The sequence below is a fragment of the Pseudomonas fortuita genome, assembly GCF_026898135.2.
Lineage (GTDB): Bacteria > Pseudomonadota > Gammaproteobacteria > Pseudomonadales > Pseudomonadaceae > Aquipseudomonas > Aquipseudomonas fortuita.
Window position 1 is genome coordinate 2,757,340 of record NZ_CP114035.2, and the last position, 16,867, is coordinate 2,774,206.

Below are 16,867 nucleotides of genomic sequence, written 5' to 3' on the forward strand. Positions count from 1 at the left end.
CTTTATTTGTTGTCTGTCTGGTTTGATCCAGTGGTATTCAGTCTTGGCCGCGGCTTCGCTGGTCATCGATTCGCGCCCATGGTGCGCGTACGCTGCTGTTGCTGCTGTACATAAGCCAGCAGGCGACGCGCCTCGGGGTGCTGCGGTTGTAGCATCAACAGTCGCTGCAAGAACGCGAATGCAGAGGCCCAGTTGCCTGCCCGCGCATCCAGATAGGCGCCTGCATACAAAAGATCCCTATCTTGCGCTGCGTGAGCAAGCCCGGCCACTACCACGCGTCGCGCCTGTTCAGGTTGGCCGAGCTGGCTGCGCAGCAAGCCGAGGTTGTAATACAGGCGCAGGTTCAGCGGCTGGCCGGGCAGGGCTTTCTCCAGCCACTCGATGGCCTGCTCGGGCTGCTGGCGCTCGGCCTGGAGCAGCCCCATGGCATAGGCCAGCTCGCTGAAGCCGGCGCGCTGCTCGCCGCGTTGCAAGCCGGCCTGTAGTGTTTCAAGGGCCTGGTCGGATTGCCCGCGAGTCAGCAGCAACCTGGCAAGTGCCGCGCGCGCGGGCGTGAAGTCCGGATCTTGGCGCAGGACTTGGTGATATTGATCCAGTGCCTGTGCCTCATTGCCTTGACGTGCCAGCAGGCTGGCCAGGTTGAATCGCGTGCCCGGCAAGTCGGCGTTGGCGCTGAGCCGCGCAAAGTGGTCCTGGAGCAGGTGACCGAGCCGGTCACGTTGGGCGGTCGGCAGTTGCGCCTGCAGGTCGGCCAAGGCGCGAGCCGCCTGATCGCGTACCGCCAGTGCCGGGTCATCAAGCAGGGCAGGCAAGTGTTGCAGGCGTTGCGCATCGTCGGCATTGGCCATGGCGCGCACCACGCTGCTGCGCACCAGTGGATCTTGATCGGCAAGCCCGAGGGCAAGCGAATCCAGCGCAGGCCCCTCGACGCCGCTCAGGACGTCGGCGGCAGAAGCCCGGACGATCGCCGGGCGTGTCGCGTCGGTGACCAACTTTGCGGCCAGGGCAATTGCTTGCGGATCGTGCGCTCGGGCGCCTTGCATCACCGGGCCATAATGCTCGCTACGCAGCGGGCCGAAGCGCTGGCTGATCTCGTTTGCGGCCCATTGTGCCGAGCGCTCTTTGTGGCATTGCGTGCAGGCGTTGGGCGCGCCGGTGATCGGCGTCAGGTCGGGCCTTGGCAGGCGGAAGCTATGGTCGCGGCGTGCGTCGATCACCATGTAGTTCTGTTCGGGCGCATGGCAGTTGGTGCATTGCGCGCCGGGGCTACCAGGCTCATGAAAGTGATGGCTGTGGCTGTCGTAGTCCTTCTTCTTCAGCGTGGGGAACCGCGGGTTGCCCTGCGGGTTGTGGCAGCTGGCGCACAACTGATTGCCCTGGGCGGGCAACTCGCCGGTGTGCGGGTTGTGGCAGTCGCTGCAGGTCACGCCGGCGGCGTACATCTTGCTCTGCACGAAGGAGCCATACTCGAACACCTCAGCCTGTTGCTGGCCATCGGCATGATAGGCGCCAGGGGTCAACAAGGTAGGGTAGGCACTATCCACCAGAGATTTACCCGGCTGGCTGCCAACACCAAGGGTTTCCTGTTGTGCGTGACAGCGGGCGCACTGGTCGACTTCGTAACCCTTGGCTCGCGCCCCGAAGTCCACCTGCAAACCGCGTGCGCCGGCATTGTTGGCGAGCTGGCGCTGCGCCGTCGGCAACTTGGCCCATGCCAGATGCTGAGCGCCCGGCCCATGGCAACTCTGACAACCCACCGACAGCTCGCTCCAGGTACTGGCGAAGCTGTCCTGGCTGGCGTCGTAGCCTTTTTTCAGGTTGCCCGAGTGGCACTGGGCACACATGCCGTTCCAATTCTGCGAGCGGCCGGTCCAGTGCAGGGCGTCGTCCGGGGTGAAGCGCTGGCCGGGGTAGAGCGAAAACCAGCGCTGCCCACCGTCGGCCTTGGCGCGGTTGTCCCAGGCAACGGTCAACGATTGCAAGCGACCACCAGGGCGTTCGATCAGGTATTGCTGCAGGGGATAAACGCCGAAGGTGTAGGCCACGGCGAAGTCCTGGCGTCGGCCCTGTTCGTTTTCGGCATTGACGTAAAACGTGCCATTGCGCGTGCTGAAACTCACCTCTACGCCGGCGGCGTCCGTAAAGGCCTGATCGGCGAAGTCGCCCCGCACATTGTCCGCGGTCGGCTTGCGCATCGACCAGCTGTGATGTGACTGGGACCACTGTTGCGCCTGTGAAGCATGGCAGGCCTGGCATTGGCCTGGGTCGACGTAGCCGTCGTCCAGCTTGCGCTGTGGCGGTTGAGACGGGGCGGCAAGCAGCCCGCCGGCCCATGCGCACAGCCATAGCAGGGCCATCCCCCGGGTGACATTCGCTGCGTGCCAACGAGCTTGCTTCATGTGCCCCACCTCTTGCCTGCCAGTGGGTGCGCGCCCCCGGAAAATAAAGGGGATGATGAACGTCGAGCGGGCACTGCCCTAGCCCTCGGGGCAAATAATCACGCGGATGCATAAGCGCTTGCGCTGAAGCGTTATCGGCGAGCGGCGGGCCATCCGCATACTTGCAAGCACACCAATAATAACAACCGAGGACACGCTTCATGAGCTCGTTTAAGACACGCCTGCTTGCTCTGATGGTTGCCATATGCAGCCACACGGCCATGGCCGCAGATGAACGCCCGAACTTTCTGATCATCGTCGCCGATGACCTGGGCTACAGCGACCTGGGCAGTTTTGGTGGCGAAATCAGCACCCCGAACATTGACTCACTTGCGCGCGATGGTGTGCGCCTGAGCAACTTCCACACGGCGCCCACGTGCTCGCCGACCCGCGCAATGATGTTCTCTGGCGCCGACAGCCATGTGGCGGGCCTGGGCAACATGGGCGAGCTGCTGCAACCGTTCCAGAAAGGCCAGCCTGGCTACGAAGGGTATTTGAACGAGCGCATGGTTACGGTAGGCCAGGTGCTTCAGGATGCAGGTTACAACACCTACACCACCGGCAAATGGCACCTGGGTCGCACCGAAGAGACCAGCCCCAAGGCGCGCGGCTTCGACCGCTCGTTCATTCTGGTGCAAGGCGGTGCCAGCCACTTCGACGACCAGCACGCCATCATTGCCCAAGACCCCAAGGCGATCTACCGCGAAGACGGCAAGCAGGTGGAAGTGCCCAAGGGCTTCTATTCCAGCGAGTTCTACACCGATCGGCTAATCGACTACATCGAAGCCGACAAAGCTAGCAACAAGCCGTTCATGGCCGTACTGTCCTACACCGCGCCACATTGGCCGCTGCATGCGCCAGACGCTTGGCTGGACAAGTACAAGCACCGTTATGACGCCGGCTACGACTCGATCCGCCAGGCCCGCCTGGAGCGCCAGAAGCAGCTGGGTATTGTCGCGGCCAACACAACGCCCAACACACCCATGGCCAAGGGCCTGCCGAGCTGGGGCCAGTTGAGCGATGAACAGCGCCAGCGTGAGGCGCGCAACATGGAGATCTATGCGGCGATGGTGTCCAACATGGACTACCACATTGGCCGACTGCTCACGTACCTGGAGAAAAACGGCAAGCTGGACAACACCTTCATCGTGTTCATCTCTGACAACGGTGCCGATGGCAATAGCCCGATCGACCTGCCTGGCAACAAGGAGTGGCTGGCCAAGGACTTCGACAACAGCCTGAAAAACATCGGGCACAAAGGCTCGTATGCCGACTATGGCGCACAATGGGCCCAGGTCAGCTCCACGCCGTATCCGCTGTTCAAGGGGTTCACCAACGAGGGCGGCATTCGCGCGCCAGCCATCATCAGCGCGAAAATGCTGAAGAAGGCCCACCTGCAAGGCACGCTCAACAACGACATGGTCCATGTGATGGACCTGATGCCAACCTTGCTGGACCTGGCGGGGGTGCCGGCGCTGGGCAAGACATTCCAAGGTCGCCCGGTGCAAGCCATCAGCGGCAAGAGCATGCGCCCATTGCTTGAAGGTCGGGCCATGGCCCAGCGTCAGATCGGCTGGGAACTGTTCGGCCGCAAGGCGCTGCGCAAGGGCCATTGGAAAATCACCTTGGTCAATCCACCTTACGGCACCGCCCAGTGGCAGCTGTACGACCTCAAGAGCGACCCGACCGAAAGCCGCGACCTGGCCCAGGCCGAGCCGGGCAAGCTGAAGGAAATGCTCGTGGCGTGGGACCAGTACGCGAAGGAAAACAACGTGCTCGATGGCAAGTTCGACCTCAAGTACGGGTTCCAGACTTGCCTCTACGAATACTGTTTCAAGTAGCCGTTGAGCACGATCACGCTGCCTGCTTGACTGGAGCAGGCGGCGGTCTTTGAAGACCTTGCAACCAGTCGCAGTAGCGGGCCACGCCTTGCTCGACTACCATTGTAGGTGCCGTGTAACCGGCAGCGCGCAAGCGCTCCAGGTCGGCGCAGGTGTAACACTGGTACTTGCCACGCAAATGTTCAGGAAATTCGCTGTACTCCAGAATGCCTTCCAGCAAGGCCATATCAAGTGACAACGAGGGTTGGCCTTGCTGCCCGCGCAACCGATTGATCACAGCCAGGGCCACATCATTGAATGGTTGGGCGCGGCTACTGCCAACAGAACTGCCGGCGCACCTGTTGCATCGAACAGGAACTTCGAATAGCCATAGACGTTCAGCGGGCGCTCACATTCGCGCTGTTCACGAAAGTCCTCGTCGGCTCCGTAGACGCGGGAAGAAATGCAGGTGCGCTGCCCCGAACTGCTAATCACCAACTATTCAATGCTCGAATACATGCTAATGCGTCCGTTGTCACGGGGCAGGCCCATTGCAGGTCTCATTTCCAGCAGATGGCAGGCTCAGGAAATTATCGTTTGCCGGCTCAATGGCCAGTTTGCCGGTTTTGGTCGGCACAAAGTCCATTGTCGGCATTTCATCGTTGGTGCCGAGCTTGAGGAGTCTGCCATTGAACGTCACCGTTTTGTCGGTCAGCGTTGGTCGCTTGCAAGGTGTAGCGGCGTGCGGCGACGGGCACGGTCAGTGATGCCGTTTGATACCGGGCAGTGTTGAGCACCAGCAGGGCGAGGCCGCTCGGTTGGTCACGTAAATGTTGCTAAAAGATTGTAGAGAAAGCGAGCACTAAGCTGCAACGTTTGGATAGGGGGTGAGCATCACTCCACCGGAAATTTGGTCATACGTCCGCGTGGTCGTCGAGTGCATGAAGCTTGATGGGATTATCTCCAAAGTCGTGAGAGTAGATGGAATGTACGGGAGGGCATCTCGATACTTGGGGCTGTTGATCGCAGTCATCTCGCCGTTCGAGGGAGTGATCATGAACGATTTCAGGTAGCATCTCTATTACAAGTCCCCGGCATGGTCGTCGATGAGCTTGCTGAGACTTAACCGCATGCGCTTTTCGGTCATGGCGTAGGAGCAGTACTGGCATGTTCCTTCAATTTCTAAAGTTGATATCTTCGGCGAGCAGTGACGCCATGGTACAGCCCGACATTCTCATGTGCGAGCCAGTTAGAGGGCGTCAGATGCAGAGCCTGGCGGGTGTCGAGCCATGAGCTTGACTCTGAGTGAGGTCCTGAACCTGCCCGGCTTGGAAGACATGAGGGTCCGCGCAGGCGAGCTTTACTTGCAACGGCGAGTATGCTGGTCCTACGTGGCGGGAAATGAGGGTATCACCGCGTGTAAAATGGGCGGCGAACTAGTATTTATTTCGGAAATCAATTACCTATGTGACGAACGCAAGTTACTCACTTTGGTCGAGACTGGTGCTGTGTTGGGTATTGCCGGGATGGTGGTTCTTACTGGAGGCCCGTTTCCCCAGTGCATCCCGTCTGCAGTGATCGCTCGTGCTGAACAGTTGGGATTGTCGCTGATCGAGCAGCCCTCTCCGCTGAAGTTGGTGTTTGTGACCCACCTGATCGATACGGCCCTGATGCATATGACTCAAGTGCGGCGCTCACGTAACCACATTCTCGGCCAGTTGCTGACCGGAGATTACCCGAGTCTGGCCATTGCCCGACAGCGGGCTGCGCATCTGCAACTGATGCTTGATATTCCACGGCGACTGGTCGTGCTGCGCTTGTCAGGTATCGAGACGCTGTTTGAGCGCCAAGGCTTGGCCCAAGGCGAGCAGCTGTGGCAAGCCACTCGCCAGTCCATGGAAGACCAACTTGAAGCCTGGGGTCGCAGCCGCCCGGGAACGGTGATGGTAGAGATGCCGGGCGACCTCTTCGTGCTACTGCTGGCGGATGCCGATGACCTGCCGGCAGCCTTGACCACGTTGCGTCGGCAACTGATCGGAGTGGCAGGGGAGTTGGATATGTACATGGGCCTGTCGAGCGTTGCTGAAGATTGTGGTCATTACCGCCGACTGCTCAACGAAGCGCGCCAGGCGCTGAATGTGGCGCAGAAACTGCGCCCGGAGAGCGGATACTGCGATTTCAACGAGTTGGGCGTGTTGGGTTTGCTGCAGGGGGTAGTCGACCGCACGCTCATCGACGACTTCGTCGAAAAGACACTCGGCCCGTTGTTCGTGCCCGGCCGTAAACACCCTAAAGTACTCGTGCATACCCTCGACGCTTTGCTCAAGGAAAATGGCAACGGGCTCAAGGCTGCCCAGCGCCTGGGACTTCACCGTAACACCATCAATCAACGTATCCAGCGCATCGAACAACTGAGTGGAAAATCCTTGGACGATCCACTTTTTCGTATGAATGCTTCGATCGCTATTATGGTATGGCACATGTCTATCGCCCGAGGTAAGGAATAATGACATGAACATCATCAATGCGCGCCTGCGTAGCAAGCGTAGTCCGCTTCGTCCTGAATGGCATGACATCTAGCCAGATCCAAGTGATGGTCCAAAACTGTGCGGAATGACCGAGATTCCCCTGCAGAATTGTGGTGGCGCCCTCGTGGAGCGCACATTCACTTGGATGCCCTCACATTGCGGGCCAGCTGAGGGGAGCATGGCGAGGAAATCCTGGACCGCGCCACGAAAACTAACGACAGGGTTGTTCAGTGAAGTGAAGAGACTACCTTTTTCCGCTCGCCGATTGGTGAGACACCAAAGAAACGACTGTAGCACTTTGAGAAGTGTGCTGGCGAAATGAAACCACAGGCGAGGGCGATATCACGCACTTGGGATTCACTGTGTAGCAATAGTTGCCTAGCCCGTGTCAGGCGTAGTTCCAAGTAATACTGACTCGGTGTGTTTTGAAGATGCTTGTGGAACAAACGCTCCATTTGCCGAACCGAGATCTCATTCAGTTCTGCAAGCTCTTCCAAGGTCATCGGGTCTTCAAGGTTGGCTTCCATGATTGTAACAATCTGACTGAGTTTGGGCTGAGAGGTGCCGAGCTTTTGCCGCAAAGGCACGCGCTGGCGCTCTTGCGATCCACGTACTCGATCACATAACAGCAGTTCAGCCGCATGACTGGCAATGTCCCGCCCGCCAGGTTCTCGGGCAATCAGTTGTAGGATCATGTCCATGGACGCCACGCCGCCGGAGCTCGTGAAACGGTCACGGTCAAGCTCAAACAGTTGGTTGGAAATGATAATGCCGGGAAATCGCTCTTTTAGCGCCTCGATATCTTCCCAGTGGATGGTACACCGATAACCAGTGAGCAGATTGGCGCGTGCTAGCAAATGGCTGCCTGTGCAAATACCGCCCAATGGCACCTGGTCATGTGCCAACTTGCGAAGCCAGTTGAGGATGGGGCGGGTATTGTGGTCGGAGACTATCGGGTTTGGCCCCACCACGAACAGCATGTCCAGCTTTGGGGCATCCTTGATACTGAAATCGGGCAGGATGCGCATGCCGTTACTGGCACTCACTGGCTCCATGTCGGCTGCAATGATCAGGGTCTGGAACATGGTTTTGCGTGCTGCCAGGTTGGCCATGCGCAAGGTTTCCACCGCCGAGGCGAAGCCAATGGTGGTGAAATTGGGAATGATCAGGAAACCGACGACTTTCAGCGGCGGGGCATCATTGACAGGGTATGCCGGTGCCAACGGCGAGGATTTTAACGTACCCATCAATACGACTCCTTGAATGCAAAAAAATGACGTGCTCTGCGTCTGGTTGCCGTAAATCGGCAATTCATTGTGTTTAGGTTGATGCATTTGTCAGAGTGATAGTACACGCAGTGCCTAAGCATTGGGAGGCGCCCCGGTGAAAAGCAAAAACCCTGCGAAAGCAACACCTTCACAGGGTGGGTAACGACTCGGCCTGGTCAGGCAGGCTTGCTCGCCACGGTGGCCGAAGTGCTCTTTTTAGACGAGAAAATGGCGCTCACGCAGACGATGGACAGCGCCAGCGCACCAGTTGCCACCACTTCCATGCGATGCCCTGGCATCACCAGCATCATCGTCAAGATACTGATGATGGAGAAGATGACCAGGTAGCTGAGCCAGGGGAACAGCCACATCTTGAAGTCCAGCGCAGTACCTTGGCTATCCATCCGATTACGCAGAACCAATTGCGAAACAGCGATTGCCAGATAGACTAGAAGCGCTACCGCCCCCGAACTTGCCAGCAGGAAGGAAAACACCTCGTCGGGAGCGAAGTAATTGAGTGCTGTGGTCAAGAAGCCCACTGCGGTGCTGGCTAGCACTGCAATCACTGGCACGCCCGTCGCTGAGGTGCGCTGCAGAACGCGAGGACCGTCGCCGCGCTTGCTCAGCGAATAGACCATGCGCGATGCGGTGTAGATGGCCGAATTGAGGCAACTGGCAACGGCAATCAGCACGACGATATCGACGATCATCTTGGCGTGCGGGATGTTCATCAGCTCAAGGGCCCGTTGATAGGAGCCGACCTGTACTAGCATGGGGTCGTTCCAGGGCACGATGGAGATGATCAGGAACACCGAGACGATGTAGAAGATCCCCATTCGCCACACCACGGAATTGGTGGCACGGGTGATTTGCTTGGAGGGGTTTTTCGACTCGGCGGCGGCAATGGTGACAATTTCAGTACCCATGAAACTGAACACGGTGGTGAGCATGGCACCGATGACAGCGGTCATGCCGTTGGGCATGAAACCACCAAACTCATGACTCAGGTTGACCACGCCGCTAACTGAAATATCGGGCAGCGCGCCTGTCAGTGCCAATGCACCCAGAGCAATGAACCCTAGCACCGCGATAACCTTGAGCATCGCAAACCAAAACTCGAATTCACCGTAGCGCGCCACACTGAACAGGTTAGTTACGGTCAGCAAACCGGTAACCACCAGTGCGAATTCCCAGGTTTCTATCGCAGGGAACCAGGCATGCAGAATGGCCGCTGCTGCAATGGCTTCGATTGGAATGACCAGCACCCAGAACCACCAGTACAGCCAGCCAATGGTAAAGCCTGCTGTACGTCCCATTGCGCGCTCGGCGTAGGTGGAGAATGACCCGGTATCTGGCGAGGCCACCGCCATTTCTCCGAGCATGCGCATGACCAGAACGACCAGTGTGCCAGACATGATGTACGCGAGAATTGCCGCAGGACCGGCTGCAGCAATGGCATGCCCCGAGCCGATGAAGAGGCCGGCGCCAATAGCGCCGGCGATTGACAACATGGTGACGTGGCGCTGCTTGAGGCCGGGGGCCAGAGTTGAGTTGCTGGACATGCTAATTATCCTTTTTATTCTTGAAGGAGGGTGAACTGCGAACGGCGGTGCTGCTCTGGGCTGGAGATCGGTGTTATTTCTGCAGGTCGAAGGCCTCCCGCACAGCGCTGCTAATGCCCTCTACGCAAACTCGCAGAATCAACTCGCCTTTTTCTCGGTTGGCGCCCTTAGGCGAGGAAAGCGTTCCGCAGGCGGGGGTGCGTTCAGGGATGATGGGGAAGACATCGTAAGGTGGGAATTTTGCCGGAGGGTGGTCGACGGCGCGGCTCAGGTCGACCTTTTCAGGGTGCAGGGCCAGCATCAGTGACGTTTCGAAAACGCCACCGTGTTCGATGTCCCAGCCGAGGAAACCTTCGGGGTAGAGCTCTTCGATGACCGCCGGCGCGTTGACGAAATCCCAGTAGGACAGAACGACCACCTTGAAATCGGTGATACCGCCATAACGCAGTTCGCGCAGCGCCAGGTCGATGCCTTCGACGATGAACATCGAGTTTTCATAATGGCCATTCATCAAGACCAGCTTGCGCGCCCCATGCCGGGCGAGTTCGCGGATGATGTCCTGGATGGTATGGGTCAGTGTTGCGCCATCCAGGCTGGTGGTGCCGGGAAAGTGGTTGCCACCTCCCGACTTCTGCTGTGACTTGTAGCCATAGGCCAAGGCGGGTAACACCAAGCCGTCGACTTCTCGCGCTACTGCCTTGCACAGGGCGGTAGGCAATAGCACATCCACCTCCATGCACATGTGATGACCGTGCTGCTCCAAGGCGCCCACCGGCAAGAAAATCGTGCTGCCGGAAGCTACCTTCTGTGCGTACTCAGGCCAGGTGAGTTCGCCAACCACTACGCTTTCGTTCATCGGTTATCTCTCTTTATTCTTGTATTCGTTGAAGTAGTCCGTTTGCAGCGAGCCAGTACATGCAACGATTTGATCAGATCACAACGACATTCACTTGTCAGTTCCCGACCTGAATTTGACAAATGCTGACGGACCTGCGATCCAGGTGGGTCGGGTGGGGCAGGGGGCGAATTTGACAAATTACAGGTCGGAAAAACACAACTTGCCCTGATGGCAATCTGCTGCAATCGGTAATCACACAGGCGGTGAAAACCTTGGGGAAGCGGGGCGAAAGCGCGGCTGGGCCAAGGCACTTTTGATTACCGAGGGTATCTCCATGACGCGTCGCGCCGATTTTTCACGCCGTACATTCATCAAGAACAGCAGCATTTTGGCCGGTGTGGCGGCGCTCTCCGGGGTACTTCCGAACAGAACCTTTGGCGCAGCCGAAAAAGAACTGGTGATACTGGCGTGGGCAGGCCACGCCGCGCCCGACATCGTCGCGGATTTCGAGCGCGAGCATGGGGTCAAGGTGCGGGCCAAGTACTACACCGGCGGCGATAACATGCTGGGGCTCATTTCGCAGTCACCACCGGGCACCTTCGACCTGATCCTGTCGGATGCCGAGTATGTGCAACAACTCAACGCCGCCGACTATATCGAGCGACTGGACCTTGCCGATTATCCCTTCGATGACTTCTACCCAGAGTTTCAGCACTTTCCAGGGCACTGGCAGGGCGATGAACTGTATTCGGTCATGGTCCGCTTCGGCTTTCTCGGTATCGCCTTCAATACCCAGTTGCTGCCGGAGTCCAAGGCGAAAAGCTACCAGGTGTTCTGGGACGATAGCCTCAAGGGCAAGGTCGGCCACTTCGACTGGCACCTGCCAAACCTGGGCCAGATCAGTTTGCTCAATGGCAACAGGCTGCCCTACGACATCGACGCGGCGCACTGGAAGAGGCTCCAGGACAAAACCATGAGCCTACGCGGACAAGTGGCCGGGTTCTTCGATTATGGCGGTACCTTCTCCTCCCTGAAAAACGGCCAGATCCACGCGATGTGTGGCATTGGCGACTGGATTACCGGGGTCTTGCAGCGTGCCGGGGCACCGGTAAAAACAGTGATACCCGAGGAGGGCGGCCTGCAATGGACCGAGTCTTATTGCATCGCCAAGAAAGCCCACAGCCCGGAACTTGCGAAGAAGTTCATTCAATACATCACCTCCCCTGAAGGCCAGGTGAAGTCGGCGAAGATGGAGGCTTACCCGGCGCTGATTCCCAATAAGCGCGGCTGGGAGTTGCTGAACAAGACCGACCTTGCCGAAGCCAGACGCCAAGGCATGGTACTGGGCCAGCGCAATGTCATGGACGACATCCGCGAGGGGCGTATTCAGTATCGCGCGCTCCCCGTGCAGCAGAGCCTGGAGGACTGGAACGACTTCTGGTCGCAGTACAAGGGCGCTTGATGGCGCCTACACAGGAGCGGCGTAATGATTTCGAACAAGCTATCGCCCCCACTGCCCGCCAGTGAGGAGCCTGCACGCACGCGTGGGCAGTTCGGCAAGCGCACCTGGCGCTTACCGGGGTATGGGCTGATCCTGTCGCTGCCGATACTGGTCTGGCAGCTACTGTTTTTTGTAGCGCCCTTGCTGTTTCTGCTGACCATCAGTTTTTGGCTGGTGCGCAACTTTCGCATGGTCCCTGCGTTCGAGTGGCTGAACTGGAAGTACCTGTTCAGCCGCGAGTACTTCTGGGATGCCTACTTGCACACCTGGGCGATGGCGGCGGGGGCCAGTGTGCTGATCAGTGCCGTAGCCTTTCCGTGCGCCTATACAATTGCCTTCAAGTTCCGCGAATCGACCCGGCAATGGTTGGTGCTGTTGTTGATCACGCCATTTTTTACCAGTTACCTGGTGCGCACCTATTCCTGGCAAGTCTTTCTCAGTGACCAGGGGCTGCTCAATAGCGCCCTGGCGTTGCTGGGGATTGGGCCGTTGCCCTTGCTCAATACCAGTTTTGGTAGCTATGTGGGTTACTTCACCCTGTGCCTGCCGCTGGTAGTGTTGCTGCAGTTGTTCAGCCTCATGTACATCGACCGCACGCTGATCGAAGCTGCCCACAACTTGCGCGCGGGCCGTCTGCGCACGGTATTTGGGGTAGTGATTCCATCGGCGCGGGTCGGCATCGTCATCGCCGCACTGTTCTGTTTCATCATGACCTTCGGTGACTTTGTCAGCCCGCTCTATCTAGGGGGCGGCCAACCACCAACCTTGAGCACCCTGATTACCGACACGACCAAATCGGGGCAGCAATGGCCACGCGCGGCGGTTATTGCCACGACGATGATCGTGACCTTGCTGGCCACGGCGTTCCTGATGGTTCGCCACGCCTACAGGAGGCGCGCATGAACGAACATCGTGTCATCAACTTCATGCTGCGCAGCTTCGTCGTCCTGGTGTTCTTGTTCATCCTCACGCCTATCATTGGCAGCTTCGTGTTTTCCTTCAACGTCGACCGCTTCCCATCCTTGCCCCTGGGTGGCTTCAGTTTGCGCTGGTACGAAGCGATTGCCGCCGACCCGCAAGTCTGGCAAGCCTTCAACAACAGCCTGGTCGTCGGTGTGGTGGTATCGCTGGTTTCCACGCTGCTGGGCTTCACTGCCGCCTATACCGACTTTCGTTATCACTTTTTTGGCAAGTCGGTGTACATGGCATTGGCACTGCTGCCTCCTACCATTCCGGTGGTGATTCTGGGCCTGGCGATGCTCGCGTTCTTGTCGCGAATCGGCCTGTCCGGCGAGCTGTATGCCGTCATGATCTGCCACATCGTCATGTGCTCACCATTCGCCATGGCGGTGATTCGCATGCGCCTGGCGCAGATGGCCCCGCAACTGGAGGCCGCCGCCTGGAACCTGAGCGCCAGCCAATGGCAGGCCATGCGCTACGTGATCCTGCCGTTCACCGCCCCGAGCATTTTCGCCGCACTGTTCGTGACCATGGCCGTGTCGTTCGACGAGTTCGCGGTGGCCTGGTTCGTTTCGGGCCTTAACGAGACAGTCCCGGTACGCATCCTCAATACTTTGCAAGGGCAGGTCAGCCCGACCATCAATGCGATAGGCACGATCGTTTTCATCACCACGATCACGCTGACGATCGTTGCCCAGGTTTTGCTCATGCGCCGGCAGAAGAAACCGGCTGACGGCAAAAAAAGCTGAACATCCCATGCCGACGCAGGAGCTCCCCATGACTCAACCGTTAGTGGTATTCGATAACGTGACCAAACAATTCGGCAGTTACGTCGCTGTCGAACCGATGAACCTGGAAATCTACAAGGGCGAGTTCGTCGCGATCATGGGCTCCAGTGGCTGTGGTAAAACCACCACGCTGCGCATGCTTGCCGGGCTCGACAAGCCCAGCAGCGGTGAAATTCGCTTGAACGGCGAGCGCATCAACGACCTGTATTCCTGGCAAAGGGACACCCCGCTGGTGTGGCAGAACCTGGCGCTGTTCCCCTTTCTGAGCGTGCTTGAAAACGTTGAGTTCGGTTTGCGCATGCGCGGCATGGGCAAAGCTGAACGGCGCAAAAAAGCCCTGCACTGGCTAGAGCGCCTGGACCTGGGCGAGTTTGCCAACCGTGATATAAGCATGCTTTCTGGCGGGCAACGGCAGCGGGTGGCGCTGGCGCGTTCACTGGTCACCGAGCCCCCGATACTGCTACTGGACGAACCGCTCAGTGCCCTCGATGCGCACTTGAGCGTGCGCATGCAGGCGGTGTTGACTGGGTTGCAGAAGGACCTTGGCATCACCTTCGTCTATGTCACCCACAGCCAATCCGAAGCCTTCGCCATGGCTGACCGCGTGGTGATCATGAGCCGTGGCCGGGTTGAGCAGATTGGCACGCCCAAGGATATTTTCTTCGAACCGCACAACCGTTTTGTCGCTGAATTCGTCGGCGGCAAGAACATGCTTGGCGGCGTTGTGCTTGGCTTCGACGACACCGGGCTGGTGCAACTGGACTCGGCGTATGGTCGCTTTCTGGCACGCTTGCCCGAAGACCGATCTGTTGCGGTAGGGGAAGAGGTCACCCTGTGCATCAGTGCCGAACATATCAACCTCGCCGCGCAACCGACCACAGCCAGCCGCCTGGCGTGTACCGTGATGGGGGAGGAATTCATTGGGTCAATGGTCAACATATACCTGGAAGCCGCCAACGGGCTGGAACTGCAAGTGCAGAAGCCGTACGCGGATTACGACCTACTTGGGCTCAAGAGCGGGCAGAGGGTGCATGTCGGGTGGGACGATGCGCGGGCGCTGATTTTACGTGGCAATTAGAGGTCGATATCTGACATCTGCGCAGGGGCGGCAGCGTGGACAATTGTAGACGTACCCACGCCCAGTTGACCCGAAGGAGGCAGTACATGCAGCAATTGACTGAAACCAGCGAAAACCTGGCCAGCGCCGTGCGTATTGGCTTCCTGCTGGCCGAAGGGTTCGATTTCTATGCCTTGGCCGCTGCGCTGGAACCCTTGCGCCAAGCCAACGACGTGGCCCGCTGCGTGGTCTGCGAATGGCAGATACTGAGCCTTGAGGGCCAGCCGCTGAAGGCCAACAATGGCATCGTGGCGGCCACCGTGCAACTGAGCCAGGCCAAGCCCCTCGATGTGCTGATTCTGTGCCTTGGCAGTGAATTGCAGTTGTGTACCGACGACAGTGTCCGCGAATCGCTGGCGCTGCTGACCAAACCGACCTGCCGCACGCTCGATGTCGGCGAATTGGCCGAATTCATCGGCGTTGCCCGGTTGTCCCCGTAGCGCGTGTTCACCCGCTACCAGAGCTGAACCTGCCTCGATAATTATCTTGATCCGCGCCTGCAATGGGCGCGACATCGCGCGTTTCCTCTCCTTCATTCCCCCTCATCTATACCTCTGCCTGTTCTTGCCGCAGCGAGGCCTGTACGGCAGTGGCGGGCAATATTGTCCTTTCCATAGCGGCGTTTACAGCAAGGCGGATCTGATCATCTAGGGGTCGGATTCGCGCAAAAAAGGCCGCCTTTTATCTGTTCGAATGATCTCCAGTGGCACCCAAAACAGGGCCTCTCTACTGATCACCTACCAAGGAGTGAAGACATGCAAATGCCGAAAACAATACAGATTCAAAACGGCGAAAAAGTTAAGCCGACGTTCTCGCACCAGGAATACGCCAACCGTCAATCCAAGTTGCGCAGCTACCTGGCCCAGAACAATATCGACGCCGCTGTCTTCACGTCTTATCACAACATCAACTACTACAGCGATTTCCTGTATTGCTCGTTCGGCCGTCCTTATGCCCTGGTGGTGACTCAGGATGCCGTGGTGTCGATCAGCGCCAACATCGACGGTGGCCAGCCATGGCGGCGTACCGTGGGCACCGAAAACATCATCTACACCGACTGGCAGCGCGATAACTACTTTGTCGCGATTCAACAAGCCTTGCCCAAGGCCGGACGTATCGGGATCGAGTTCGACCACTTGAACCTGGTCAACCGCGACAAATTGGCCAGCCGTTATCCCCAGGCCGAGCTGGTGGACGTCGCCGCGCCATGCATGCGCATGCGCATGATCAAGTCGGCTGAAGAGCACGCCATCATTCGTCACGGTGCCCGCGTTGCCGATATCGGTGGTGCTGCGGTGGTTGAGGCCCTGCGTGACCAGGTGCCTGAGTACGAAGTGGCGCTGCATGCCACCCAGGCCATGGTCCGTGAAATTGCCCGCACTTTCCCCGATTCCGAACTGATGGACACCTGGACCTGGTTCCAGTCTGGTATCAACACCGATGGCGCGCATAACCCGGTAACCTCTCGCAAGGTCAACAAGGGCGACATTCTGAGCCTCAACTGCTTCCCGATGATCGCCGGTTACTACACCGCGCTGGAGCGCACGTTGTTCCTCGACCATTGCTCCGATGAGCACCTGCGCCTGTGGGAGGTCAACGTCAAGGTCCACGAGGCCGGCCTGAAGCTGATCAAGCCAGGCATGCGTTGCAGCGATATTGCCCACCAGTTGAACGAGATTTTCCTCGAGCACGACCTGCTGCAATACCGCACCTTCGGTTATGGCCATTCGTTCGGCACCCTGAGCCATTACTACGGCCGTGAAGCTGGCCTTGAGCTGCGCGAAGACATCGACACCGTGCTGGAACCTGGCATGGTCGTGTCCATCGAGCCGATGATCATGCTGCCCGAAGGGCTGCCGGGTGCGGGTGGTTACCGCGAGCATGACATTCTGATCGTCAACGAAAACGGCGCTGAAAACATCACCAAGTTCCCATACGGCCCAGAACACAACATCATCAAGAAGTAACCGAGCAAGCCGCACAGGAAACTGTGCGGCTTTTTTTATCCGTATGACTTTTTCCATGCCAAGGTTCAAGGAGGACATGT

At 58.4% G+C, this 16,867-nt stretch carries 14 protein-coding genes; 8 read left to right on the forward strand and 6 right to left on the reverse strand.

Translation table 11 applies throughout. The features are described from left to right. Positions 1 to 62: 62 nt before the first annotated feature. Positions 63 to 2,399, reverse strand: coding sequence for a tetratricopeptide repeat protein (locus OZ911_RS12700; protein WP_024717426.1), 2,337 nt, complete (start codon positions 2,397 to 2,399; stop codon positions 63 to 65). 200 nt (positions 2,400 to 2,599) lie between these two features. On the opposite strand from OZ911_RS12700, the gene OZ911_RS12705 reads away from it, so the two are divergent. After that, a complete protein-coding gene (locus OZ911_RS12705) occupies positions 2,600 to 4,279 on the forward strand; it encodes an arylsulfatase (protein ID WP_016488032.1) in 1,680 nt (559 codons plus the stop codon). 13 nt (positions 4,280 to 4,292) lie between these two features. On the opposite strand, the gene OZ911_RS28985 is transcribed toward OZ911_RS12705, so the two are convergent. After that, positions 4,293 to 4,517 (reverse strand): hypothetical protein, encoded by a 225-nt coding sequence (locus tag OZ911_RS28985; RefSeq protein WP_370688739.1) that lies wholly within the window; start codon positions 4,515 to 4,517, stop codon positions 4,293 to 4,295. Between the two features lie 35 nt (positions 4,518 to 4,552). After that, positions 4,553 to 4,753 (reverse strand): hypothetical protein, encoded by a 201-nt coding sequence (locus OZ911_RS28990; RefSeq protein WP_024717428.1) that lies wholly within the window; start codon positions 4,751 to 4,753, stop codon positions 4,553 to 4,555. 794 nt (positions 4,754 to 5,547) lie between these two features. Here OZ911_RS28990 and OZ911_RS12715 point away from each other — a divergent pair. Continuing rightward, positions 5,548 to 6,765, forward strand: a complete 1,218-nt coding sequence (locus OZ911_RS12715) for a PucR family transcriptional regulator (RefSeq protein ID WP_016488028.1) — start codon at positions 5,548 to 5,550, stop codon at positions 6,763 to 6,765. A 248-nt stretch (positions 6,766 to 7,013) separates the two neighbouring features. On the opposite strand, the gene cahR is transcribed toward OZ911_RS12715, so the two are convergent. From cahR to OZ911_RS12730, 3 genes are all read right to left on the reverse strand, one after another. Further along, positions 7,014 to 8,033 (reverse strand): transcriptional regulator CahA, encoded by a 1,020-nt coding sequence (gene cahR / locus OZ911_RS12720; RefSeq protein ID WP_016488027.1) that lies wholly within the window; start codon positions 8,031 to 8,033, stop codon positions 7,014 to 7,016. A 197-nt stretch (positions 8,034 to 8,230) separates the two neighbouring features. Next, positions 8,231 to 9,616, reverse strand: coding sequence for a GABA permease (gene gabP, locus OZ911_RS12725; protein ID WP_016488026.1), 1,386 nt, complete (start codon positions 9,614 to 9,616; stop codon positions 8,231 to 8,233). A 73-nt stretch (positions 9,617 to 9,689) separates the two neighbouring features. Then, on the reverse strand, positions 9,690 to 10,472 hold the full coding sequence (locus OZ911_RS12730) for a creatininase (RefSeq protein WP_016488025.1): 783 nt from the start codon (positions 10,470 to 10,472) through the stop codon (positions 9,690 to 9,692). Between the two features lie 316 nt (positions 10,473 to 10,788). Here OZ911_RS12730 and OZ911_RS12735 point away from each other — a divergent pair, with 316 nt between their 5' ends. The 6 genes from OZ911_RS12735 (at position 10,789) to creA (ending at position 16,787) form a co-directional block, all read left to right on the forward strand. Next, on the forward strand, positions 10,789 to 11,916 hold the full coding sequence (locus OZ911_RS12735) for a polyamine ABC transporter substrate-binding protein (RefSeq protein ID WP_016488024.1): 1,128 nt from the start codon (positions 10,789 to 10,791) through the stop codon (positions 11,914 to 11,916). A 24-nt stretch (positions 11,917 to 11,940) separates the two neighbouring features. Next, a complete protein-coding gene (locus tag OZ911_RS12740; protein WP_024717429.1) occupies positions 11,941 to 12,858 on the forward strand; it encodes an ABC transporter permease in 918 nt (305 codons plus the stop codon). Then, on the forward strand, positions 12,855 to 13,664 hold the full coding sequence (locus OZ911_RS12745) for an ABC transporter permease (RefSeq protein WP_016488022.1): 810 nt from the start codon (positions 12,855 to 12,857) through the stop codon (positions 13,662 to 13,664). The genes OZ911_RS12740 and OZ911_RS12745 overlap by 4 nt, the downstream gene beginning before the upstream one ends. A 28-nt stretch (positions 13,665 to 13,692) precedes the next feature. Continuing rightward, a complete protein-coding gene (locus OZ911_RS12750) occupies positions 13,693 to 14,781 on the forward strand; it encodes an ABC transporter ATP-binding protein (RefSeq protein WP_016488021.1) in 1,089 nt (362 codons plus the stop codon). A gap of 86 nt (positions 14,782 to 14,867) precedes the next feature. Beyond that, positions 14,868 to 15,260 (forward strand): type 1 glutamine amidotransferase family protein, encoded by a 393-nt coding sequence (locus tag OZ911_RS12755; protein WP_016488020.1) that lies wholly within the window; start codon positions 14,868 to 14,870, stop codon positions 15,258 to 15,260. 315 nt (positions 15,261 to 15,575) lie between these two features. Next, on the forward strand, positions 15,576 to 16,787 hold the full coding sequence (creA, locus tag OZ911_RS12760; RefSeq protein WP_016488019.1) for a creatinase: 1,212 nt from the start codon (positions 15,576 to 15,578) through the stop codon (positions 16,785 to 16,787). Positions 16,788 to 16,867: the final 80 nt, after the last annotated feature.